Here is a 22,599-nt window from a genome sequence, read left to right on the forward strand (position 1 = left end):
TAATCAATCTGATTATACTTTTTCGCAAAAACAAAGTAAATAAAATAGATCTGTTTTGATATAATAATATAAAAAATTAACCTAAAGGAAATCAAATGAGTTACTATGCATTAAGCAAAATATTTATGTATCTTGGATATATTATTATAGGAATTACATCCTTTACCATCTTTAACAAAAATTTAAGAGTAAAGATAAAGAGTAAGATAAAAAAGTTTAATTCCCTATATTACTTAACGCTATTTATCCTTTTTATAACCTCTTCTAACTTGTCTCATTATTTCTCAGAAAAACAATTACTAGAAAATTTCCAAACATTTAAAGAAGATTTCCTTGCGGTACACAAAATTAATGCAACATTTTTACAAAAATATCTCTCAAAATTACAAGAACCAATAAAAATGGAATTAATGTCAAAACTAACACCAATAAACACCATATTTAATGCTAGTTTTGAAAAATATTCAAAAAATATAAACAAACCAACAGATGATATCATAAAAAATTATAATGCCTATATTAAAGCAATGAACACAGAAATTAAAGACAAGATTGCAAAATTAGAGGAAGAAACTCTGCCAATGTATAACAAATACAAACTGCCTAGTTTAGATAACAAAATATCAGACATAGGTGTTGATAAAGATGGAAATATTATTCCCGTAATTAAAGACTCAAAAGGTCAAATAACGGATTTATTATTTTACGATCAAAACTACAATTTAATTCCATTTAAAGAATATCAAAAACATAGGGTTAAATTCGAGATCATTAAAGATGATAACAATTACTTCAAAGAACTACTCAATGTCTACTATCTTGATTCAAATAATACTCAAATTATCATTGATTATTATAAAAATAATATTGATACAATTCCCTACTATATAGATTTAAAAGAGAATAAAGATAATTTTCTGAAGAGTATTAAACTTAAAAACGAATATAAAAAATACATCGAAGAAAAACGTAAACTCAAAGTATTAGTAAGTAATGATAATTTAGACGAATTTAAAGTCTTTTTAGAACAAAATCCAAACGCTTTTTCATTAAACACAATATTCTCCGATGGAACTCCTGTATTAATTCACGCAGTAAAATCAAAATCCAAGAATATAATAAATTATGCAATGTCAAAAAATTGCAATATCAACCTAACAGATCAGGAATCAAAAACCACCCTTCACAATGCCATAATTAACGGATACAACATAAATTTCATCAAATCTCTTATAGAAAAAGGAGCAAATCCCCATATAAGAGACTTAAATAAAAAGTTAGCATCAGATTATGCTTCCAAGAACGGAGAAATATATAAATATTTAAACAATATTACACAATAAATAACATTGTCAACTTGCCAAATATAATAAAAATAATTAATTATTAATTATTATAACTTTAAATATAGTATATTTTAATTAAATTAATTAAAATATACTATATTTAAAGTTAGCACGAGGAGAATTTATTATGATTACCACTTCAAACAAATTTGCTATTTTGCAAAAAATCGGTAAAGCTTTCATGTTACCAATAGCCCTTTTACCAGCAGCCGGACTTTTACTAGGAATTGGTGGTGCATTTACCAATGAAACAATGATTCAAGCTTATAGCCTTGAAAATACTTTGGGACAAGGAACCCTTTTAAACATTATTCTATCAGTCATGAGAGATACTGGTGGCGTGGTATTTGAAAATTTACCACTAATATTCTCATTAGGCATTGCAATTGGTCTTGCAAACGTAGAAAAAGGTTCCGCAGGCCTTGCTGGAGGAATTGGATTTTTAATTATGCACAAAGCTATAAACAGTACCCTTTCAATACAAGGAATAACTACCGAAACTGTTAATTCTGCATATTTAATAACAACAGGACTTAATGAAGCACAAGCTGTTGCAAAATCATTTGAATATACAAATGTACTTGGCATGCACACTCTTCAGATAGGAGTACTTGGGGGCATGATCTCAGGGTTCATTGCTGCATATCTTCACAACAAGTACTACGACATTAAACTACCTCAATTTTTAGCATTTTTTGGGGGAACAAGATTTGTCCCAATAGTTACAACCGGAACAATGTTAATTATTGGTATAATACTTGTATTTATTTGGCCTCCCATACAAAGCGTAATTGCCATGACAGGCAAAATTGTAGAACAATCTGGTTACTTTGGTTCATTTCTATTTGGCATAATTGAAAGAGCACTAGTTCCAACAGGCCTTCACCACATATTTTATATGCCATTCTGGCAAACACCATTAGGAGGAACAATGGAAATTAATGGAGAACTAGTCTCAGGTGCACAAAAAATATTTTTCGCACAACTTGCAGATCCAAACTTCTCGGGACACTTTGAAGTTACAAAAGGAACAAGGTTTTGGGTTGGAAAATGGCCAGGACACGCATTTGGACTTCCTGGAGCAGCACTTGCAATGTGGTGGGTAGCAAAACCTGAACGCAAAAAAGAAATGGCAGCATTCTTAGGTTCTGTAGCATTCACATCATTCTTAACAGGAATAACAGAACCCATTGAATTTACATTCCTTTTTGCAGCCCCCATTCTATTCTTTGGATTTAACGTCTTTATGTACGGCATGGGGTTTGTATTGATGCATCTTTTAAATGTTGGAGTAGGAGTAACATTTGCAGATGGATTTATTGATTACCTACTTTACGGAATACTTCAAGGAAATGAAAGAACAAGTTGGATAAACATACTCTACGTCGGAATACCTTATTTCTTTATATATTTCTTTGTCTTTAAATGGACTATAGTCAGATTTGACTTTAAAACTCCAGGCAGAGAAGACGACGGAGTAACTGCTACAAGGGCAAGCTCAAAAGAAATACTTGATAATCTAAGAGAAGTTACAACTAAAACCATCAAAGGCCTTGGGGGAATTGCTAACATTAAATACAACAGTGCCTGCATTACAAAACTCAGAATTGAAGTATATGACATCAATCTTGTTAAAGATAATGCTTACTTTAAATCACTTGGTGCTAAAGGAATTATAAGACAAGATAAAGGATTACAAATTATATTTGGTGTTGTATCAGATAATGTTAACACAGAAATAGAAAAAATTATTAAAGAACTACAAACATCTCAACAATGACAACTTAAAAGGAATGAATACCACTCATTCCTTAACAATAATTTTGTCCTTAACTTTATTTACAAGATTGACAAATATTGCTAATATTAATTATATAATATAATTAAAAATGTTAATTATATTAAATTTTAACAACAATTTAAGGGAGGGGATGTTATGTCAATATCACCAGGATCTATATTTACAACATTACAAAAGGTAGGAAAAGCTTTTATGTTACCAATAGCTCTCTTACCAATAGCTGGTCTTTTACTAGGAATTGGTGGGGCACTTACCAACAAAACAATGATTCAAACTTATGGAATTGAGGACATACTTGGAGAGGGAACTTTAACAAGTTCAATACTATCTTTAATGAAATATACAGGTGAAGTAATTTTCGCAAACTTACCTTTAATGTTTGCAGTGGCAATTCCAATTGGATTGGCAAAAGCTGAAAAAGGAACAGCTGCTCTTGCTGGAGTTGTAGGATTTTTAGTGATGCATCAAACTATAAATGGAATTTTATCTCTTCAAGGCATTAATGCTTCAACTGTAAATGTAGAAGCATTAATAGCAATTGGAACACCTGAAGCAGAGGCAATCGCAAAAAGCCAAGAATACACAAATGTACTTGGAATCTTTTCTCTTCAAATGAGCGTAATGGGAGGCATGATAGCGGGATTTATTGCAGTAATGCTTCATAACAGACTGCATAATATCCAGTTACCAGTATTTCTAGCATTTTTTGGAGGATCAAGATTCATTCCCATTATCACCACACTTGTAATGTTCATAGTAGGAATAATTTTAACATGCATTTGGCCAGTCATTCAAGGAATGATGATCTCATTTGGAAATATTATAGAACAATCTGGTTATTTTGGTTCATTCGCATATGGAGCAATAAAAAGGTCCTTAATACCTTTTGGTCTCCATCACATATTTTATATGCCATTCTGGCAAACATCTTTGGGTGGAACAATGGAAATTAATGGAGAACTGGTCTCAGGAGCACAAAATATCTTCTTCAAACAACTCTCAGATCCTAATACTGTACATTTTGAAGTTACAAGAGGAACACGATTTTTTAGTGGTGAATTTATAATAATGATCTTTGGATTACCTGGTGCTGCTCTTGCAATGTATCATACCGCAAAAAATGAGAACAAAAAAAACACAGCTTCTCTATTATTATCAGCTGGTTTCACATCCATGCTAACAGGAATAACAGAACCTCTTGAATTTGCATTCCTTTTTGCAGCTCCTGCCCTTTACTATCTTGTATATGTTCCTTTATTTGGATTGGCTCATCTATTAGCACATGTTTTCAATATTGGAGTTGGACTAACATTCTCTGGAGGATTTATCGACATGTTCCTATTTGGAATACTACAAGGCAATAGCAAAACAACTTGGATAATGATTCCTATTATTGGAATATTTTACTTCATTGGATTCTATTACATTTTCAAACTTGCAATAATAAAATTCAATCTAAAAACACCAGGCCGTGAAGAAGTAGAAGAAGTTACAACAACAAGTCCACAAAAAACAGCAATATCAGAAATTGCCAGAAAAGTACTAGAAGGACTTGGGGGTAGAGACAACATCACATATCTTGACGCATGTGCATCAAGACTAAGAATAAATGTCAATAAAATAGAACTAGTTAAATCCGTCACTTATTTTAAATCCATTGGAGCAAGCGGAATGCTTCAAAAAGGAAATGGCCTCCAAATTATATTTGGAGGATTATCTGACAACATAAGAATGGAAATAGATAAAACTTACATCAATTCTTAAGAAAGCTTTAAGAAAATAAACTAACAATAAGAGGGGTTTTATTTTAAAATAGCTCCTCTTATATTTTATAAAAAAGGATAAGAATATGCACAAATACCAATACCTCATTTCTGGAAAAGTACAAGGTGTAGGATTTAGGTTCTTTACAGAACAAATCGCAACTAAAATAGCAATCAAAGGATTTGTTAAGAACCTAGATGATGGAAAAGTTGAAATAGTAGCTTTTTTCGAAAATAAAGAACAAATTGAATTATTTGAAAACACCTTAAAAAAAGGCAACGGTTACTCAAAAATTGAAAACATAGAAAAAAAAATCTTAGATGAAAAATATCCCTTCGATTTTAAGAACTTTTGTTCCTACTACTAACATTTTTATTAATCTTACCCTTAATTACTTTCATTTTACCAATTTTTGCTTTAGTTCCACCCTTATTTGCAAAATTAAGGGACTTTGAACTAGATTGAAAGAAACGCTCAACCCTGAACTTCAAAAAGTCTAATGACTTTTTATCCTTACAAAAAATATTTAGATTACCATCCGAAAATTTAATGTCAAGCCCATAGTTAGTTTCTGTTCTTAAAAAATCACAAGAAATAAATTCTCCATTTAATTTATTTCTTTTAAAAAGGAAAAAATATTTCTTACCTCTCTTAGAGTCTCTAAAATCAATTTTCAACCAATCTTGCATCGGTTGAATTGAAACCAAACTATCATAAAGATAGGAAATATAAATCATTCTATTACCATCGACACTTAATGTCTTCTTAAAAAAATAAAGAAATCCTGTATCCATACAATTAACAAATATATTACAAATCAAAGTATTTTAAAAAAACTATAAATTAGTCAAAATAAATATTAAAAATCAAAATAAAATTGACTTTTTACAATACACCTAAACACCATATTCAAAAATCAAGGCTAAATACTCACCAAGTTTTGCATAATTATAATTATAACCATATTTTTGCTTAAAAGACTTACGAAGTTTAACATTAAGACCCCTTAGCATTTCCAATTTCTCTAAACCATCTTCGATCATCAGCTCTTTAATTACATGCAAAGTCTTGACATAATTTTCATCCATAACATGACACTCTTCCATCAAAACATCCAATCTTTGCATAGTAATAACAGAATATGTAGTCTTTCGCCTAACATACGTGTATATCCGTCTTTTAATCAATTTAAGCAAATCAATATCAGCATTATTATCTAAGTTCTCCAAGATATAACGATTGTAATGAAAAGCCGTTATTATATCATCATGCTCATGTCCTAAAACAGTGGTTATCCACAAATTGAGCTCCATATTTTTTGGAGCAAATGCAAGGTAAGAAAACCTACTATAAAGCCTTCGACAAAAATAAACCGACTCTTCAGGTTCAAATATATTTTCAAAGATCTTACGAAATAATCTATTATAACTATAAGCAAGATTTGAAGATATAATTTCTTTTGAAAGTTTTTCTGTCCTCTCCATATATCTTATCTCTTCTATTGAATCAATAATCAATTTAGAATCAGCAAAAGTGGGAAAAACAATTTCATGAATTAAATTATGCTCTTTTTTCTTTGCAATATGCTTCATGAAAATATGTTCACTATCTTCAACATAAAATTTAGATATTTTCATTATTTCAACAGGACGCCGTCCGGTTGCCATTAATACTCCATAAAACTTTAATCTGATATCTCTCTTTTGAGTCAATAAAATATTTATTATCTCAATATAAGTTTTTAAGTTTATCTTAACCGATATTTGCTCTCTTCTATAACTATTAATTTTTGAAATCTTATAATGATGGGAATAACTATTCAACCATTCAGGACTTTGAAACAAACTTAGGAAAGATTCAAAATAAACCTTCTTACCTAAAATATTATTAGAAACCATCAACTCCTCAATTTTACATAAATCTTTTATATCGATATTAGATAGTGCCTTTACTTTTTTAGGAATCCAAAAAAATAAAAGTTTATTTTTTTGTCTTATCTCCTCAATCACTGAAAGATTGATATATTCCTTTATTATTTTACGGGTTTTAGAAAGATTCAATATAATTGAAAGATTAGTAAACTTATCTTTCCTTAAGAGAATACTTCTATGTTTCTCAGCAAGCGTACTAAGACTCTTATTTAATTTAGAATATGAAATCTCACATTTCAAATACTTAACATATATTGCTTCCAAGTTTTTTCTAAAAAACTCAAGCTCTTTTTTTATATTAACTTTTAAAGACATACTAAACAAATTATAGCAAGAAAAAATAATAAGAACATCTATTTAAACTACTATCAACTTATAAAACAAAAACAATTTATTAAACATATAATTAAATAAAAGCTATAATAACAAAAAATTACCAATAAAGCTTCTATTATCACATAAATATCTCAATAGTCTTAAAAACATAGTAATAGAGAACAATATATGCCTCTCTTAAAGTAGAATATTTGGAACTTCCCACAAAATACATAAGTTCACTTGTACTTGAATTAATATCATCTTCATGATTTCTAATTTCAAATTCACAGTTAATCTTTTTTATATGCTCTAAACTAAAAGTATAAGTAGAAAATTGGCTATCATTAGCTATATCAAGCCCACTATTTAACACAATTTCTCTCTTAAATATTTTTTTAACTTGAAACTCAAATGAATTGGGAGGAATAGCATTAAAAAAATCAAACTTAAATCCAAAGTCAAAAATAAAACCAAATTTATAATCCAATAAACACGCAACTTTTGAATACAAAATTATCTGCATCTCAATATTTTTCATATCTTTATCCAATATAAAGTAATAAAAGTAACCATTAATATCCTTAACAGAATCAAAATACTCTTTAGAATGAACTCGTGTTTTAAATTTATTACCACCTAAATATTCATAACCGGCAATTTCCAATTTTATTGATTCTTCTAAAGGAAGGAAAAACCTTGATGCAGTATCAAAATTGCAAGAACAAAAGATGAAAATGAAAAGTAAAAAAATCTTATAAACTATTTTCAAAAAACCCTCATGATAAAAACTATCTATTATTAAAAAAGAATATCTGAATATCTGAATATCTGAATATCTGAATATCTACTTAATAATATATCAAACAATTCATAAATAAGAACAACATAATTTTACTATTATTAAAATAAAACAATATAAAACAAATTTAAGGTATGAATGTATTATCTAAAGACTTTACTTTTCTCCAACATTTAATTAAAATATCACTAACATTTTAAATATAAAGATCAAACGATAGGAGTTTAAAATGAGACAAGAAAAGATCAGCAAGATGCCATTTAACAAAGTAGTAGATCGAAGATTAAAGGTGTTTTGGGTAATTCAAAAATTGCAACATAATTATTTCACAAATAAGAGAAGGTATTCTTTAAGAAATGTTGTAATGATGGTAAATTCAATTTTAGAAAAAAAAGGATCTAAAACAGTAACAAAAAGGACTATACAAAGCGATATTAAAAACTTTGAAGAAATTGGTCTATTAAAAATCGACTTTAACCCACTTGGAAAAAACAATGGTAGTTTCACTTACTATATAATCAACAAAACTCTTGAAAAAATAGCTAATAAAGCAATAAGCAAAGCTTATTTCATTCAAAGGAAAAAAAACATAGATCACGCAAGAGATAATGCTATTAAAAAAGACAAACTGAAAGAACAAAACCAAAAATTCAAAGTTTCACATCAGATATTTTCACATCTTTTAAGTTATGTTAAAAGTAAATATAATAGATATAAGAATTCTAATTTGAAAGACATCGAAACCAAAGAGAAAAAATTAGAGAAAATAATACTACAAAAGTTTGTAAGAATAAACAATGCAGACCTAAGTGAAATGAAAAACATAGTAAAAACACAGATAAGCTATAAAAACACACTATGGAACCTAAAAGACTTCATGGAAGAATTAAGAGAATATAATGAAGATGATGCCGTAAGTTTCTTTAAAACCATACTCAGAAAAAAGAGAGATAAAATATGGTTTATGTCAAAAAGAAATATAAAGACGGATTTTAACATTATGATAGGAGAATTTAAAGACAAAAATAAAACCAAGTCACAAAAGTTGCATCAAGATCAAGAAAAAGCAAGAAAATCAAAGATGAACTATATAGACAATCCGAATGAAATAGTAAAGGCTAGCGAATTGATAACGGAAATTACGAAAACAGGATTACTGGTTTCTAATTAGGAAAATATGAAAAAAGTGGAAAAGGCAACACATGAGTTAAAAGCGAGATTGATGGCAAGAAAGTCAGAACTGGATCAGAAGTGTAATAATTTTTTCAAGAAAATAGAAGAAAAAAACTATAAAAAAATGTACCACACAAAGATTTTCAGTATGATAAATAATTTTGAAGCAAGACCAAATAAAGGTAAATTTTGGTTATGTTTTAGGAATGTTTTCGATCCTAATAAATATGAAAGTCTTCATTTATTTCATATGAGGCAAGGAGATAAATTTATAGGAATTTACTATGGATTTACAAAGTTACCAAAACCATTTATTATAAAGTACAAAGAAAATGAAGCAAAAAAGACATCCAGAATAATAAAAATTTATTACATTGAATTTAGATTTAAAAAGGGAAGTGTTTTTTGTTATTTGAGAAGTTTACATACATTGTTGAAAGCAAAAAATAAGGAAAGGATGTTTTACAATTCTTTGTTAGATAGAACTTTAAGATTGGAAAGAGAAGTCCACCAATTTTATGGAAAAGAATATCTTGAAGACAAAGGAATATTAGGATGGATAAAAGAAAACCAAAAATAATTACCATAGCCTCAATCAAGGGGGGTGTCGGGAAAAGTACAACCGCTTTGTTTTTGAGTAATATTCTTGCAAGTAAAAAATACAAAACACTATTAATTGATCTAGACCCACAAGCTAGTGGTACGAGTTTTTACATTAATCTTATAAAGAGTCAAAATGTAGATATAAAGAAAGTTAATATATACAGAGTGTTAAAAAAAGAATTGAATATTGAAAATTCAATTGTAAAGATCAATGAAAATCTTGATTTTATAGCAAGTCACTTGACCTTAAGTCAGTTTAATGAAGAGAGTATATCTTTGAAGGAAAGTCTACTTAAAATATTTTTAAGTTATATACAACACAGGTATAACTTTATCATTATGGATACAGCTCCGACTTTAGGAAGTTTACTAAATAATAGTTTAATAATCACTGATTATCTTATCATCCCTTTACCAACCGATCAATGGGCAATTGAGAGTGTAGATTTGATAACTAACAGATTGAGGGATATATTTAGAAGTGAATTACCAACATTTTATTTAGTAACTAATCTGATTGAAAGGCAGACAATAGATAAAGAATTAAAAGAATTTATTGAGAGTGAATATAAGGAAAATTTTTTGGGAAGTGTTCCAAAGAGAGATAATTTGAGAAAAACTATTTTTCACAGAGTTGATTTTAATCCAAACGAAGACTACTACAAAGCTTATAATGAAATATTAGAAACTTTTTTAAGTAGGATTAATAATTAATGATTAGTTCCATTTGGAACTAATCATTCCAAATGGAACAGGTTTGATGAGGTATACGATGAAGAAGAATAGAAAAATAGAGATAGTTAAAAGGATTGATTTAGAAACATTTAATTTTAAAGCTTTAAACAAAACAAGAGAAGAGAGATATTTAGAATTAAAGGATAAGCTTGAGATTTTAATAAAAGAAGAATCCTATAATAAAATAGAAACAGCTAGGATCTTGAAAGAAATTAATGAAAGTAAATACTATGCTCTTGATGGATATAAAAGTTTCACAGCTTTCATCAAGAGCTATAAAATAGCAAAAACTTCCATATATAGATATATTAAGCTAGTTATAGGAATTGATAGTGGTAAAATTGATTATGATTTAATTTTAAATAAAGGTGTAGATTATGCAATTAAAGTCTTGGAAAATAATAATGTCATTAGTGAAAATAATGTCAACCCTTTAAAACCTTTAAGGTTTCAGCTAGATGATGAAGAGAGTTTCTATTTTTATAAATCCAACACAAAATTTGCTAGTTTTTTACTTAAAGAAATATATAAAAATGAGAAAGATTTTTTTAATAAGATGTATGAGAAATATAATAGTTTGAAAGCACAGTAAACCCATTGTGTTTCAATTAGATCTTTATATTGTCTTAGTAAAATATAAAGTTTTTGATAATATTTTTTTTAAATAGCATAAAAACTTTTGAAAAAGACTTTACAAAAAGATAAAATAGTTTATAATTATTTTATAGACTGAGATTTAAAGTCTCACTCTTATTGTTTGATTAGAATAATAGGTTGGCTACAATAGGTAGCCTTTGTCATTTTATCTTAAATATATAGATTTTTTGTATAATTTGTTATTTTGTTTTACCTTGTATGTAAAGTTTTTAATTTTATATACAAGGTGGTTATATATCTTGTATGTTGATTGTTTGATTAACGGAATATTTTTTTTGTAAGAATTTGTTCTTAATTTTACGTTAATCTTACTTTGAAGGTCACTTTTTTTTAAGTCGGTTTTATATAAAATTTTATTAATTGATTATGATAATAAAAGAGCTTTAAAATTAACGATATATCTCTTAACGTTAGTTTTAAAGCTTTGATTATTATTTTTGAGTATTTTCTTTGTCAGGATGTCGTTTTTGGGTATATTGTTTTTCAGTTACGTTTAATTTTAATAGAAAATCTCTAATTTTAGCTTTATTGACTTGTAACGTTTCTAAACCAACTTGGATTTTAATATCTTCTTTGTTATATACATATTCATCTTCATTGAGAACTTTCTCTAGCATAGTCTTGTTTAAGCTGAAAGAGGAGGTGTTGACCCATTTTCCAAATGAAGATTTATTATCATATTCATAGCTTGTTTTACCTTCTATTTTGGTGCCATCCGGTAGTGTTAATGGAGTTTGTTTAATTATGCTATGGTTTCTTAATTTAGTATACAAGAATATTTGTGTTGTGTTGTTTTGATAGTCAACTACACCTTTTAATTCTAAGTTTTTACTTAAATATTGATATATTCTTATTGTTTTACTAATTTTGTCATGTTCGACTTGCAAGGAAGAACACGCTGTAAGTAAAAAAATTAATAAAATTTTTGTTAATTTTAGGTCTTTGAAAGAAAATAACACATTTCCCCCTTTTAGTATTGTATATGGTATATTGTTAGCTATTTACAAAAACTGTAAGTAGCAATTATTTTATATTTTAGTATTTAAATATTATACTTTAATAAATTTGAAAAACAAGGTAGTTAATTTTAAATTAAAACTTAATGAAACTTTTGTAAAGTTGTGACTTTGTTTAATTTGTGAAATAATTTTTTTTGTTTGAAAGCATGAAATTATCTGTACTTTTTTCTTGGAGAAAAGGTAAAATTCTAATTTTTTTAGCATTTAGCAAGCAATGAAGAGAGAACTTTTGTGTAGATATTAATGTTGGTCTTTGTTTTATTTTAAATTATTTAGGTATTTATAATATTTTTTTTAAAAAAAATTGAAAAATCAAATTTTTGAAATAAAATTTTAGGTTAATAAGGAGGCACGTGATAATGAAAAGAATTACTTTATGTGCGTTATTTTTGACTTTATTTTTGCTTATTTCTTGTAATACTTCAGGAAAGAATCTTACAGATGATGAAGTGGCTAAATCTGATGGCACTGTTATTGATTTAGCTAAAATAACTAAGAACATCAAAGACTCTGTTGCTTTTGCTAAGAGTGTTAAAGAAATTCATACTTTAGTTAAGTCCATTGATGAACTTGCTAAAGCTATTGACCAAAAAGTTGATAACGCAACTCATCAACTTGTGGATGGTGCTGGTGAAAAAAATCATAATGGATCTTTAATTGCGGGAGCATTTCAAGTAATATCAACCGTAAAAGTTGCATTAATAGCATTAGAAACAGAAGTTGGAATCCCTGATACACTTAAGAAAAAGCTTGGTGAAGCTAAGGCTAAAAGTAATGAATTTTTAAATAAGTTAGAGGAGTCAAAAGATCAGGCTGATGCAGCAAAAGCTATAGATATAATTAAGGGTGATGGCAGTAAAGGTGGTAATGAACTTAAGGCTCTCAACCAATTAGTTGGCGAGTTGTTAAAGACCGCTGAGGATGCAGTAGAATCTGCAATTAAGGAGCTTACAACTTCTGTTAAACCCTCTAACTAAAGATAAATTATTATTATAAGATTAGTTTTAATTAATGATAATTTTCTTATAAAATAAAGTCTATAAATAATAAGCTAAGAGTTTTCTTCTCTTAGCTTTTTTTGTTTCTTTTATTCTTCCTTTACTTCCTTTAGCATTGATTTTATCTTGTTTTATCATTTAGTGATAATTTATATTGCTTATTTTTACTTCTTAGCTGTGGCAGTGGACAACAATCTGTTGATGCTGCTAATGGTGGCGGGGCAGCTACAGGAGGGAGAACTTTAAGTTCAGTTCTAATGGATGTAGGACGAAGTGCTGAGAATGCTTTTTATTCATTTTTAGAATTACTCTCTGGTACATTAGGTTTAAGAGTAACTAAGGATACAACTAAGCAACAGGTAGGAAATTATTTTAACAGTCTAGGTGATAAGCTTGGACAAGCATCAGACGAATTAGAAGAGGTAGCAAAAAAATCAAAAACAGAGCTTGATAAAGGTGATCTAAACAAGGTAATTAAGGAAGCTGTTGATGAGGCTAAGACTACTTTAAACACATTGAAAACACATCTAGAGTCTTTAGGTCAAGTAGGCAATGAAGATGTAGTAGGTGAGGTACCAAGTGCTAACAAACAGGGAGCCTCAGTGAGTATAAATGAATTAAAAGCAGCATATAAAGCGTTAAAAGGAATAGTGGACACAGCAGATAAAGTAGGTGTTGGAGAGCTAAAAGAGGGTAATGTTCAAATGAATGCAGGAATAATAGGAGTAGATAATCCAGAACACGGAGCTAAGGTCTTAACAACAGGTGCTGCCGGAGCAGCTGTGGGAGATAAAGCAGCATTAATAGTAGCAGCAGTAAGTGGTGAGGAAATATTAGCATCAATAGTTAAGTCACAGGAAGGAGATGCGGATAAAACAATAGGAAATAATGCAGATGTCAACACAAGTGCATTAGAATTTGCAAAAGGAGGAAATAATTCAGCTCATTTGGCCCAAGGTGCAGTAAAGCCGAGTGCAGTGAGTGGAGGAATCGCATTACGTTCATTAGTTAAAGGTGGTAAATTAGCTTCACATAATGCAAATAATGACGAAAAAGCAGTACAAGCGGTAGGAGTTACTGCTGCAAATAAACTATTAGTAGCAGTAGAGGATATAATTAAGAAAACGGTAAGGAATGTTCTTGAGAAAGCAAAAACAAAAATAGATGAGGCAAGAGCTCCAAAAGAAGCAGCTCAGCAATAAAATAGATAATTAAATTATTAAGTAATTAGAGTAGAAGGCAATCTTAGAGATAACTTTAGGATGCCTTCTATATTATTTGTAATTAAACTTAAGAATTTAAATTGGCTGCTGAAAGTAAGAATACTTTCTTAGATTCATTAGTTAAGATAGGTCAAGGATTTCAAGAGATTTTTGGTATTTTTGGTAATACTATTGGGGATGCTTTGGGACTTACAGCAGTTAAATCAGGTGACAAGAAAAGTATAGTTGGTGAACACTTTAAGATTATAGGTGATGGACTTACAACTACTAAGAATAAGTTAAAAGAGTTATCAGGTGAAATATCTGGAGCAAAAAATGCTAATAGCAGCACAATTGAATTTGTTAAGAGTGTAATTAACAGTGCTAGTGATGTCTTTGAGCAACTAATTGCTGCTCTAACTAAACTTGCTGATACTGCTAAAGAGGCTGGTAATACTGATATTGGTGATACTGCTAATAATGCTACTGTAGTTGCTGCTGATAAACCTAGCGTTGAAGCTATTATTGCAGGGGTTAAAGATATTATTGGAGCAGCAGAGAAATCTGGAATAGAAATTAAATCTGGAAACGCTGGTAATGCAGTAAATGCTGATGCTAATACTGACGCACCTGCTGCGATTGCTGCCAATGCTGGTGCTGGTCAAGGAGCAATTGCAAAACTAGCAGCTGAAGTATCAAAAGCAGATCCGTGGGCAATTATTGATAAAATTAAGAATGCTAAAGCTGATAATGCTCAACTTAATGCTGCTACCAATTATGGTGCTGGGGAATTGGCAACTGGTACTCCTAATCAAGCTAATGGTTCTAAAGCAGCTACTAATGCTGACCTAGCATCTGCTGTTGTTCTTAAAGCTATAACTAAGGCTGGCAAATTTAGTGCTGCTGCTAATGAAGATGGAGCAGTTAAAGCTGCTGCTGTAACTGCTGTAAATAAGGTATTAGGAATACTTGACTTGATAATTAGGAAAACAGTATTAAGCAATCTAGATAAGATAAGAGAAGCTGTTAAGGGAATACAGTACTCTGAGATTACTACTGAATCCACTGAAACTAGTTCGATTCAACCTACTGTTGCTAAATAAATTATCTATTAAATAATCTAAATAAAGTCATTTGAGGAAAACTATTTCTCTATTCATGAGATTCGTTTTCCTTTTATCTATATATAAAACCTCCCTTAGTAAAAAATGAGGCACGTGATAATGAAAAGAATTACTTTATGTGCGTTATTTTTGACTTTATTTTTGCTTATTTCTTGTAATACTTCAGGAAAGAATCTTACAGATGATGAAGTGGCTAAATCTGATGGCACTGTTATTGATTTAGCTAAAATAACTAAGAACATCAAAGACTCTGTTGCTTTTGCTAAGAGTGTTAAAGAAATAGAAACCTTAGTTAAATCCATTGATGAACTTGCTAATGCTATTGGGAAAAAAATTAAAGACTCTGATACTGAACTTGCTGATAATAAAGACAAAAACACTTCATTGATAGCAGGAGCATTTAATATTGTGTTACATGTGAAGATTAAATTGACACAATTGGAGAAAAAGGAAGGAATCTCTGATGAGCTGAAAACAAAAGTTACTGCAGTTAAGACCGCAAGTACTGATTTATTAAATAAATTTAAAGACAAAATGCTGATCTTGGTAAGGCAGATGGTGCTGCTACTGATGCTCATGCAAAAGAAGCTATAGATAGAACCGATGCTTCTGCTACTGACCTTAAAAAATTAAATACAGCAATTGATGAGTTGTTAAAAGCCGCTAATGATGCAGTAACATCTGCAATTAATGAGCTTACAACTTCTGTTAAACCCTCTAACTAAAGATAAATTATTATTATAAGATTAGTTTTTAATCAATCGTTATTTTCTTATAAAATAAAGTCTATAAATAATAAGCTAAGAGTTTGCTTCTCTTAGCTTTTTTTGTTTCTTTAATTCTTTCTTTATTTGCTTTATTACTTTATTTTTACTTCTTAGCTGTAGTAGTGGGAGTACTAGTGCTGGGGATACTCAGAGTAGATTCTTAAAATCGGTTATTAGTTTAGGTAATGACTTTTTAAATGTTTTTACTTCCCTTTCTGATATGGTTGGAGGGGTTTTAGGTTTTAATACTACTACTAAAAAATCTGATGTTGGGAACTATTTTAAGACTATAGAAAAAAGCTTAACAACAACTAAGACATCCCTTGAGAAAATTATTGCTGATATGAAGACTGAGAATAATCCTAATGCTGCTACAGCTGAGACCGCTGTACAATCTCTAATTACTAATACTCTTGATAAAATAATTGAGGGTGCTAAGACCGCTAGTGAGGCCATTGGTACTACAGGTGATGAGCTGCTTGGTAATATTTCTGATAAGGGTGCTGGTGATAATACTTCTCATGGTGCTGGTGCGAGGTCTGATAGTGTTGAAAATTTAATTAGGGGAGTCAAATCAATTGTAAACGTGGTACTGGGAGATAAAGGAAATCCTGATGCTGGTACTGATAAAAAAGCTGAAGATGGCGGGCAAAGGTCTGAGGGCAATGCGGGTGATGGTTAAGCAACTAAATTATTTGTTGGTGCTGGTAATGCTGGGGATGCCGGTCAAACTAAGAAATCAGTAGCTGATGCCTCTAAGGCTGTTGGAGCAGTAACTGGTGCTGACATCTTGAAAGCCATGGTTAAGGATAATGTTGCTGCTGCTAAATTAGCTAAAAATAATGTTGCAGCTGTTAACGCTACTGGTAGACCTAAAGATGCAATCATTGCAGGAGGTATAGTACTGCGGGCAATGGCTAAGGATGGTAAATTTGCTAATGCTAGTGCTGATGATCAAGGGGCAGTTGCTTCTGAAATTAAAGGAACAGCATCAAGTGCAGTAACTAAAGCATTGGGTACTCTAACTATAGCAATAAGAAATACTATTGACAGGGGGCTTAAGACTGTTAAAGATGCTATGAAATTTAATCCTGATTCTACTACACCTGCAGACTCAACAGCTAGTGGACAATAATAAATAATTAATAACAAATACATAACTAAATAAAGTCATTTGAGGAAAACTTTTATCTCTTCATGAGATTCGTTTTCCTTTTAGTTATATCTTGCCTTCCTGAGGTAAAAAGGAGGCACGTGATAATGAAAAGAATTACTTTATGTGCGTTATTAATGACTTTATTTTTACTTCTTAGTTGTGGCAGTGGTAGTGCTAGTGCTGAGGATCCTAAAACCACATTCTTAAACTCTATTGCTAATTTAGGTAAAGGGTTCTTAGATATTTTTACTTCTCTTTCTGATATGATTACTGGGGCTTTGGGTATTAAGGCTGATACTAAAAAGAGCGATATAGGGAAATACTTTTCTGATATTGAAAAAACTATGACATCTGTTAAAGAGAAGTTACAAGATGAAGTTGAAAAAAATGGGAATTACGTAAAGCTTAAATCGGTTGTTGAGCACTTTATCACTAACACATTAGACAAGATCGCTGAAGGGGCTAGAGAAGCTGCTAAAGGGGCTGAAGGTAATGACCCAATTGCTAATGTTGCTGATCAAAATGCAGGTGCTGCTGGTGAAGAAGCTTCGGTTAAGTCTCTTAGTGAAGGAATTGGAAAGATTATAGGTGTAGTGCTTAGAGACAAAGGTAATCCTGAGGCTGGGACTGATAAAAAATCCGATGGTCTTACCGTAAGAACCGCTGCTGCTGGAGATGGTGAAGCAGGTAAATTATTTGCTGCTAATGCTGGCACTGCTGAGAATGCAAAGAAATCAGCGGCTGATGTAGCTAAGGCTGTTGGGGCTGTAACTGGTGCTGACATCTTACAAGCTATGATTAAGAATGATGGTGTTGCTGCTAAGTTAGCTAAGGGTAATGATGGTAATGCTGGAGCTGCTCCTAAAGATGGAACTATAGCAGGTGCTGTAGCTTTAAGGTCTGTGGCTAAGGGTGGTAAATTTGCTGGTCCTAGTGATAATGCTAATGCTGATGCGAAGAAAACAGTAGAGGATGCGGCTTTAAGCGCAGTAACTAAGGCATTGGGTACTTTAACTATAGCAATAAGAAATACTGTTGATAGTGGTTTAAAGACAATTAGTGAAGCACTAGCAGCAGTTAAACAAGAAGATAAATCTGTAGATTCTACTACACCTGTAGAAGCAGCAACTGGTGGACAGCAACAGTAAAGAATTAATAACAAATACATAACTAAATAAAGTCATTTGAGGAAAACTTTTCTCTCTTCATGAGATTCGTTTTCCTTTTAGTTGTATCTTGCCTTCCTGAGGTAAAAATGAAGCACGTAATAATGAAAAGAATTACTTTGTGTGCGTTATTAATGACTTTATTTTTACTTATTTCTTGTAATACTTCAGGGTCTGCTACTAAAGATGGGCAGGCTGCTAAATCTGATGGCACTCTTATTGATTTAAAATCAGCAAGTTCGAAAATAAAATCAGCGAATGATCTTGCAGTAAGTATTAAGGAAATAGAGGGATTAGTTAAGTCCATTGATGAGCTTGCTAAGGGTATTGGAAAGAAGGTTAAAAATACTGGAGAACTTGAAGATAATGCAACACATAAGGATAAGAATAGTGCGGTAGTTGCAGGAGCATATAGTATAATGTTACATATAAGCACTAAATTGACAGCATTGAAGTCAAAATTTGATTATGATGAACTGAAGGCCAAAATTGGTGCTGCTGAAAATTTAAGTACAGCATTTTTAGAAAAAGTAAAAAGGACAATGATCTTTGTAAAGATGACGCTACTGCAGAGCATACACAACAAACCATACTTAAAAATCATGGAACTAAAACTAAAGGAGCACAAGAGATTGATGATTTAAACACAGCAATTACTGATTTATCAAAGGCCGCTAAAGAGATTGTAGAATCTGCAATTAATGAGCTTACAAGTCCTGTTAAATCCTCTAACTAAAGATATATTATTATTATAAGATTAGTTTTTAATTAATAGTAATTTTCTTATAAAATAAAGTCTATAAATAATAAGCTAAGAGTTTGCTTCTCTTAGCTTTTTTTGTTATTTTATTTCTTTCTTTATTTCCTTTACTACTTTGTTATACTTCTTATGATACCTTTGATTACTTTTGTCTTTTAGACTTATATTTATATCTTGTTTTTATCTTGTTTTATCATTTAATGATAATTTAGATTGCTTATTTTTACTTCTTAGTTGTGGCAGTGGTACTACTAAGATGGAGGATCCTAAAGCCACATTTTTAACTTCTATTGCTAATTTGGGTAAAGGGTTCTTAGATGTTTTTACTTCCCTTTCTGATATGATTACTGGAGCTTTGGGTATTAAGGCTGAGACTAAGAAATCTGATATTGGTAAGTATTTTACTTCTATTGAAAAAACTATGACATCTGTTAAAAAGAAATTAAACATTGTAGTGGCAGAGAATGGTAACTATCCAAAATTAAAAGAAGTTGTTGATACTTTTATTACAGGCACATTAGACAAGATCGCTGAAGGAGCTAAGACAGCTGCTACTGGGGCTGCAGGTAATGCTATTAGTGAGGTTGTCAAATCTAATGCTGCTGGTGATGGTCCTGATGCAGAAAGTGTAAAGAACCTTGTTAAAGGGATTAAACAAATTGTTGATTTGGTAATAAAAGAAGGTAATGGACAAGCAGATAAAACTACCCCAGCTGATGATGATAAAAAGAATATTGGTAAGTTATTTGGAGCTGAAACTGCCGATGATAAGGGTGCTGAAGAGAAACATGTAGCGGCTGCTAGTGCATCAATAGGGGCGGTAACTGGGGCTGACATATTACAAGCTATTGCTGCTGCTAATGCTGATGCTACGAAGGGTGGTAAAGTTAAGGAAGTGAAAGATGCAGCAGGTTTGGCTTTAGCTAAGGGTACTTCTACTGCTAATGATGATCAACTTACTACTGCAGAATCCAAAAAAGATGCAGTGATTGCAGCAGGAATAGCATTAAGAGCTATGGCTAAAGATGGTAAATTTATTGTTAAGGATACTGCTGAAAAGAAGACTGAAGCTGAGTCTGCTAAAGGAGTTGCTGCTAGTGCTGTAGGCAAAGCATTAAGTACTCTTATTATTGCTATTAGGAATACTGTTGATACTGGTTTAAAGTCAATTAGTGATGCTCTAGCAGCTGTTAAACAAGGAGATAAGTCTGCAGATTTTACTACACCTGCAGAAGCAGCAACTACTGGACAACAACAATAAAGGATTAATAACAATATACATAACTAAATAAAGTCATTTGAGGAAAACTTTTATCTTTGTGAGAATTGTTTTCCTTTTGTTTGTATTTTTGCCCTTGTGATGTAATAAGGAGGCACGTGATAATGAAAAGAATTACTTTATGTGCGTTATTTTTGACTTTATTTTTACTTCTCAGTTGTGGTAGTGGCAGTACTAGTGCTGAGGATCCTAAAATCACATTCTTAAACTCTATTGCTAATTTGGGTAAAGGGTTCTTAGATGTTTTTACTTCTCTTTCTGATATGGTTACTGGGGCTTTTGGCATTAATGCTGAGACTAAGAAATCTGACATTGGTAACTATTTCACTTCTATTGAAACAACTATGACATCTGTTAAAAAGAAGTTACAAGATCAAGTTGCTAAGAATGGGAATTACTCAAAACTTAAAACAGTTGTTGATACCTTTATCACTAACACATTAGACAAGATCGCAGCAGGAGCAAAGGAAGCTGCTAAAGGGGCTACTGGTGATGTTATTGGTAATGCTACTGCAACTGGACATGGGGCTACTCCTGCTAGTAAGGATTCAGTTGTTTCTCTTGTTAAAGGGATTAAGACTATTGTTGAAGTGGTTCTAAAAAAGGATGAGGGGGATGCAGGAGCTAATAAAACAGGGGATGATAAAAAGGACGTTGGTAATCTTTTTATTAATGATGCTGGTAAAGATGGTTCAAAAGAAGAAAATATTGCAAAGGCATCAGCTAGCATTGGAGCTGTAACTGGTGCTGATATTTTACAAGCTATTGCTAACTCTAAAGAAGATCCTCAAGTTGATAATGCTAATGGAATTGAAAAAGCCAAAGATGCAGCTGAGATCGCTATTGTTCCTGCTGTTAACAAGACGGAAATTAAAGAAGATTCAGCAAAGAAAGACGCTGTTATTGCTGCAGGTATTGCACTGAGAGCTATGGCTAAGGATGGTAAATTTGCTGCTAAGAATGAAGAGAAATCTGCCAATGCAGTCAATGGAATAGCAGCTAATGCTGTTGGTAAGACTTTAAGGACTCTAATAATAGCAATAAGAAATACTGTTGATAGTGGTTTAAAGACAATTAGTGATGCTCTTGCTACAGTTACACAAGAAGATAAATCTTTAGATTCTACTACACCTGCAGACTCAGCAACCGGTAGCCAGCAATAATAAATAATTATTAAAATATACATAACTAAATAAAGTCATTTGAGGAAAACTTTTATCTTTGTGAGAATTGTTTTCCTTTTGTTTGTATTTTTGCCCTTGTGATGTAATAAGGAGGCACGTGATAATGAAAAGAATTACTTTATGTGCGTTATTAATGACTTTATTTTTACTCTTATCTTGTAATAATTCAGGAAAAAATCTTAAAGATGATGAAGTGGCTAAATCTGATGGTTCTGTTATTGACCTAGCTAAAATAACTAAGAACATTACAGATTCTGTTGCTTTTGCTAAAGATGTTAAAGAAGTTCATTCTTTAGTTAAGTCTATTGATGACCTTGCTAAAGCTATTGGAGCGAAAATTAAAGATTCTTATGAGCTTGATACTACCAATTCTGGTCATAATGGAGCGTTACTTGCTGGGGTGTTTCAAGTAATATTGACTGTAGAAACCAAGTTGAAATCATTAAAGCAGTCAGCTAAACTCCCTGAGTCACTTAAGGCAAAGGTTACTGCTGCTGAGCAATCAAGTAAAAAATTCTTAGACAAATTGAAAGGTGAGAATGCAGCTCTTGGTAAAGAAGATGCTTCTGATGCTGATGCAAAAAAAGCTATAGATAAAAATGATAATACTGGAGGTAAAGGTAAGGAAGAGCTCGGTGAACTAAACACAGCAATTGATGCATTGTTAACAGCTGCAGACGCTGCAGTAACAGCTTCAATTAATGAGCTTACAACTTCTTCTAAACCCGCTAACACCTAAGGGATAAACAAGTTAATTAACTATTATAATGATTACTTTTTAATCAATCGTTATTTTCTTATAAAATAAAGTCTATAA

General features: G+C 31.0%; 17 protein-coding genes and 5 pseudogenes. 18 read left to right on the forward strand and 4 right to left on the reverse strand.

Going from position 1 to position 22,599, the window contains the following annotated elements; all coding sequences use genetic code 11:
- Positions 1–125 precede the first annotated feature (125 nt).
- From bpuSUM_RS09145 to bpuSUM_RS09160, 4 genes are all read left to right on the forward strand, one after another.
- Positions 126–1,343 carry an ankyrin repeat domain-containing protein gene (locus tag bpuSUM_RS09145; RefSeq protein ID WP_247068185.1) on the forward strand — a complete coding sequence of 406 codons (1,218 nt, stop codon included), beginning with the start codon at positions 126–128 and terminating at the stop codon, positions 1,341–1,343.
- A gap of 130 nt (positions 1,344–1,473) precedes the next feature.
- Positions 1,474–3,126: a PTS transporter subunit EIIC gene (locus bpuSUM_RS09150; protein ID WP_247068194.1), complete on the forward strand. Its 1,653-nt coding sequence runs from the start codon at positions 1,474–1,476 to the stop codon at positions 3,124–3,126.
- Positions 3,127–3,282: 156 nt separating this feature from the next.
- Positions 3,283–4,911, forward strand: coding sequence for a PTS transporter subunit EIIC (locus tag bpuSUM_RS09155; RefSeq protein ID WP_247068196.1), 1,629 nt, complete (start codon positions 3,283–3,285; stop codon positions 4,909–4,911).
- Between the two features lie 85 nt (positions 4,912–4,996).
- Positions 4,997–5,278, forward strand: a complete 282-nt coding sequence (locus tag bpuSUM_RS09160; protein ID WP_247068204.1) for an acylphosphatase — start codon at positions 4,997–4,999, stop codon at positions 5,276–5,278.
- On the opposite strand, the gene bpuSUM_RS09165 is transcribed toward bpuSUM_RS09160, so the two are convergent.
- From bpuSUM_RS09165 to bpuSUM_RS09175, 3 genes are all read right to left on the reverse strand, one after another.
- On the reverse strand, positions 5,253–5,600 hold the full coding sequence (locus tag bpuSUM_RS09165) for a hypothetical protein (RefSeq protein WP_247068205.1): 348 nt from the start codon (positions 5,598–5,600) through the stop codon (positions 5,253–5,255). The two genes, bpuSUM_RS09160 and bpuSUM_RS09165, sit on opposite strands and share 26 nt — an antisense overlap.
- Positions 5,601–5,807: 207 nt before the next feature.
- Positions 5,808–7,157, reverse strand: coding sequence for a protelomerase family protein (locus bpuSUM_RS09170; RefSeq protein ID WP_247068207.1), 1,350 nt, complete (start codon positions 7,155–7,157; stop codon positions 5,808–5,810).
- A 139-nt stretch (positions 7,158–7,296) separates the two neighbouring features.
- Positions 7,297–7,824, reverse strand: a complete 528-nt coding sequence (locus bpuSUM_RS09175) for a hypothetical protein (protein ID WP_247068209.1) — start codon at positions 7,822–7,824, stop codon at positions 7,297–7,299.
- Positions 7,825–8,188: 364 nt separating this feature from the next.
- Between bpuSUM_RS09175 and bpuSUM_RS09180 the strand changes: the two genes are divergently transcribed.
- From bpuSUM_RS09180 to bpuSUM_RS09195, 4 genes are read left to right on the forward strand one after another with little or no spacing between them, the layout of a single operon-like run.
- Positions 8,189–9,130 carry a plasmid maintenance protein gene (locus tag bpuSUM_RS09180; RefSeq protein WP_247068211.1) on the forward strand — a complete coding sequence of 314 codons (942 nt, stop codon included), beginning with the start codon at positions 8,189–8,191 and terminating at the stop codon, positions 9,128–9,130.
- A gap of 6 nt (positions 9,131–9,136) precedes the next feature.
- Positions 9,137–9,712: a DUF226 domain-containing protein gene (locus bpuSUM_RS09185; RefSeq protein WP_247068213.1), complete on the forward strand. Its 576-nt coding sequence runs from the start codon at positions 9,137–9,139 to the stop codon at positions 9,710–9,712.
- Positions 9,688–10,449, forward strand: a complete 762-nt coding sequence (locus bpuSUM_RS09190; protein ID WP_247068216.1) for a ParA family protein — start codon at positions 9,688–9,690, stop codon at positions 10,447–10,449. The genes bpuSUM_RS09185 and bpuSUM_RS09190 overlap by 25 nt, the downstream gene beginning before the upstream one ends.
- A 58-nt stretch (positions 10,450–10,507) precedes the next feature.
- Positions 10,508–11,062, forward strand: a complete 555-nt coding sequence (locus bpuSUM_RS09195) for a chromosome replication/partitioning protein (protein ID WP_247068218.1) — start codon at positions 10,508–10,510, stop codon at positions 11,060–11,062.
- A gap of 496 nt (positions 11,063–11,558) precedes the next feature.
- Here bpuSUM_RS09195 and bpuSUM_RS09200 read toward each other — a convergent pair whose 3' ends face one another.
- Positions 11,559–12,086, reverse strand: a complete 528-nt coding sequence (locus bpuSUM_RS09200) for an oligopeptide permease-like protein (protein WP_247068221.1) — start codon at positions 12,084–12,086, stop codon at positions 11,559–11,561.
- Between the two features lie 419 nt (positions 12,087–12,505).
- On the opposite strand from bpuSUM_RS09200, the gene bpuSUM_RS09205 reads away from it, so the two are divergent.
- From bpuSUM_RS09205 to bpuSUM_RS09250, 10 genes and pseudogenes are all read left to right on the forward strand, one after another.
- The gene (locus tag bpuSUM_RS09205) at positions 12,506–13,123 is read left to right on the forward strand and encodes a Vsp/OspC family lipoprotein (RefSeq protein ID WP_347343316.1); all 618 of its coding nucleotides are present in this window, start codon (positions 12,506–12,508) and stop codon (positions 13,121–13,123) included.
- A gap of 170 nt (positions 13,124–13,293) precedes the next feature.
- Positions 13,294–14,346, forward strand: a pseudogene (locus bpuSUM_RS09210) (variable large family protein); the annotation flags it as partial.
- 98 nt (positions 14,347–14,444) lie between these two features.
- A pseudogene (locus bpuSUM_RS09215) lies at positions 14,445–15,449 on the forward strand (variable large family protein); the annotation flags it as partial.
- A gap of 120 nt (positions 15,450–15,569) precedes the next feature.
- Positions 15,570–16,195 (forward strand): annotated as a pseudogene (locus bpuSUM_RS09220) (Vsp/OspC family lipoprotein).
- Positions 16,196–16,319: 124 nt separating this feature from the next.
- A pseudogene (locus bpuSUM_RS09225) lies at positions 16,320–17,372 on the forward strand (variable large family protein).
- A 125-nt stretch (positions 17,373–17,497) separates the two neighbouring features.
- Positions 17,498–18,541: a variable large family protein gene (locus bpuSUM_RS09230; protein ID WP_430644686.1), complete on the forward strand. Its 1,044-nt coding sequence runs from the start codon at positions 17,498–17,500 to the stop codon at positions 18,539–18,541.
- A 152-nt stretch (positions 18,542–18,693) separates the two neighbouring features.
- Positions 18,694–19,295 (forward strand): annotated as a pseudogene (locus tag bpuSUM_RS09235) (Vsp/OspC family lipoprotein).
- A 187-nt stretch (positions 19,296–19,482) separates the two neighbouring features.
- Positions 19,483–20,580 (forward strand): variable large family protein, encoded by a 1,098-nt coding sequence (locus tag bpuSUM_RS09240; RefSeq protein WP_430644691.1) that lies wholly within the window; start codon positions 19,483–19,485, stop codon positions 20,578–20,580.
- Between the two features lie 122 nt (positions 20,581–20,702).
- Complete coding sequence (locus bpuSUM_RS09245) at positions 20,703–21,761, forward strand: variable large family protein (protein ID WP_430644685.1); 1,059 nt, start codon at positions 20,703–20,705, stop codon at positions 21,759–21,761.
- 124 nt (positions 21,762–21,885) lie between these two features.
- On the forward strand, positions 21,886–22,521 hold the full coding sequence (locus bpuSUM_RS09250; protein ID WP_430644684.1) for a Vsp/OspC family lipoprotein: 636 nt from the start codon (positions 21,886–21,888) through the stop codon (positions 22,519–22,521).
- Positions 22,522–22,599 lie beyond the last annotated feature (78 nt).

This window comes from Borrelia puertoricensis (assembly GCF_023035875.1).
Lineage (GTDB): Bacteria > Spirochaetota > Spirochaetia > Borreliales > Borreliaceae > Borrelia > Borrelia puertoricensis.

What these genes read in the sequence shown, in the direction of transcription:
- bpuSUM_RS09145 (WP_247068185.1), top strand. Translation starts at nt 126, where the DNA reads ATGTATCTTGGATATATTATTATAGGAATTACATCCTTTACCATCTTT.
- bpuSUM_RS09150 (WP_247068194.1), top strand. Translation starts at nt 1,474, where the DNA reads ATGATTACCACTTCAAACAAATTTGCTATTTTGCAAAAAATCGGTAAA.
- bpuSUM_RS09155 (WP_247068196.1), top strand. Translation starts at nt 3,283, where the DNA reads ATGTCAATATCACCAGGATCTATATTTACAACATTACAAAAGGTAGGA.
- bpuSUM_RS09160 (WP_247068204.1), top strand. Translation starts at nt 4,997, where the DNA reads ATGCACAAATACCAATACCTCATTTCTGGAAAAGTACAAGGTGTAGGA.
- bpuSUM_RS09165 (WP_247068205.1), bottom strand. Translation starts at nt 5,600, where the DNA reads ATGCAAGATTGGTTGAAAATTGATTTTAGAGACTCTAAGAGAGGTAAG.
- bpuSUM_RS09170 (WP_247068207.1), bottom strand. Translation starts at nt 7,157, where the DNA reads ATGTCTTTAAAAGTTAATATAAAAAAAGAGCTTGAGTTTTTTAGAAAA.
- bpuSUM_RS09180 (WP_247068211.1), top strand. Translation starts at nt 8,189, where the DNA reads ATGAGACAAGAAAAGATCAGCAAGATGCCATTTAACAAAGTAGTAGAT.
- bpuSUM_RS09185 (WP_247068213.1), top strand. Translation starts at nt 9,137, where the DNA reads ATGAAAAAAGTGGAAAAGGCAACACATGAGTTAAAAGCGAGATTGATG.
- bpuSUM_RS09190 (WP_247068216.1), top strand. Translation starts at nt 9,688, where the DNA reads ATGGATAAAAGAAAACCAAAAATAATTACCATAGCCTCAATCAAGGGG.
- bpuSUM_RS09195 (WP_247068218.1), top strand. Translation starts at nt 10,508, where the DNA reads ATGAAGAAGAATAGAAAAATAGAGATAGTTAAAAGGATTGATTTAGAA.
- bpuSUM_RS09205 (WP_347343316.1), top strand. Translation starts at nt 12,506, where the DNA reads ATGAAAAGAATTACTTTATGTGCGTTATTTTTGACTTTATTTTTGCTT.
- bpuSUM_RS09230 (WP_430644686.1), top strand. Translation starts at nt 17,498, where the DNA reads ATGAAAAGAATTACTTTATGTGCGTTATTAATGACTTTATTTTTACTT.
- bpuSUM_RS09245 (WP_430644685.1), top strand. Translation starts at nt 20,703, where the DNA reads ATGAAAAGAATTACTTTATGTGCGTTATTTTTGACTTTATTTTTACTT.
- bpuSUM_RS09250 (WP_430644684.1), top strand. Translation starts at nt 21,886, where the DNA reads ATGAAAAGAATTACTTTATGTGCGTTATTAATGACTTTATTTTTACTC.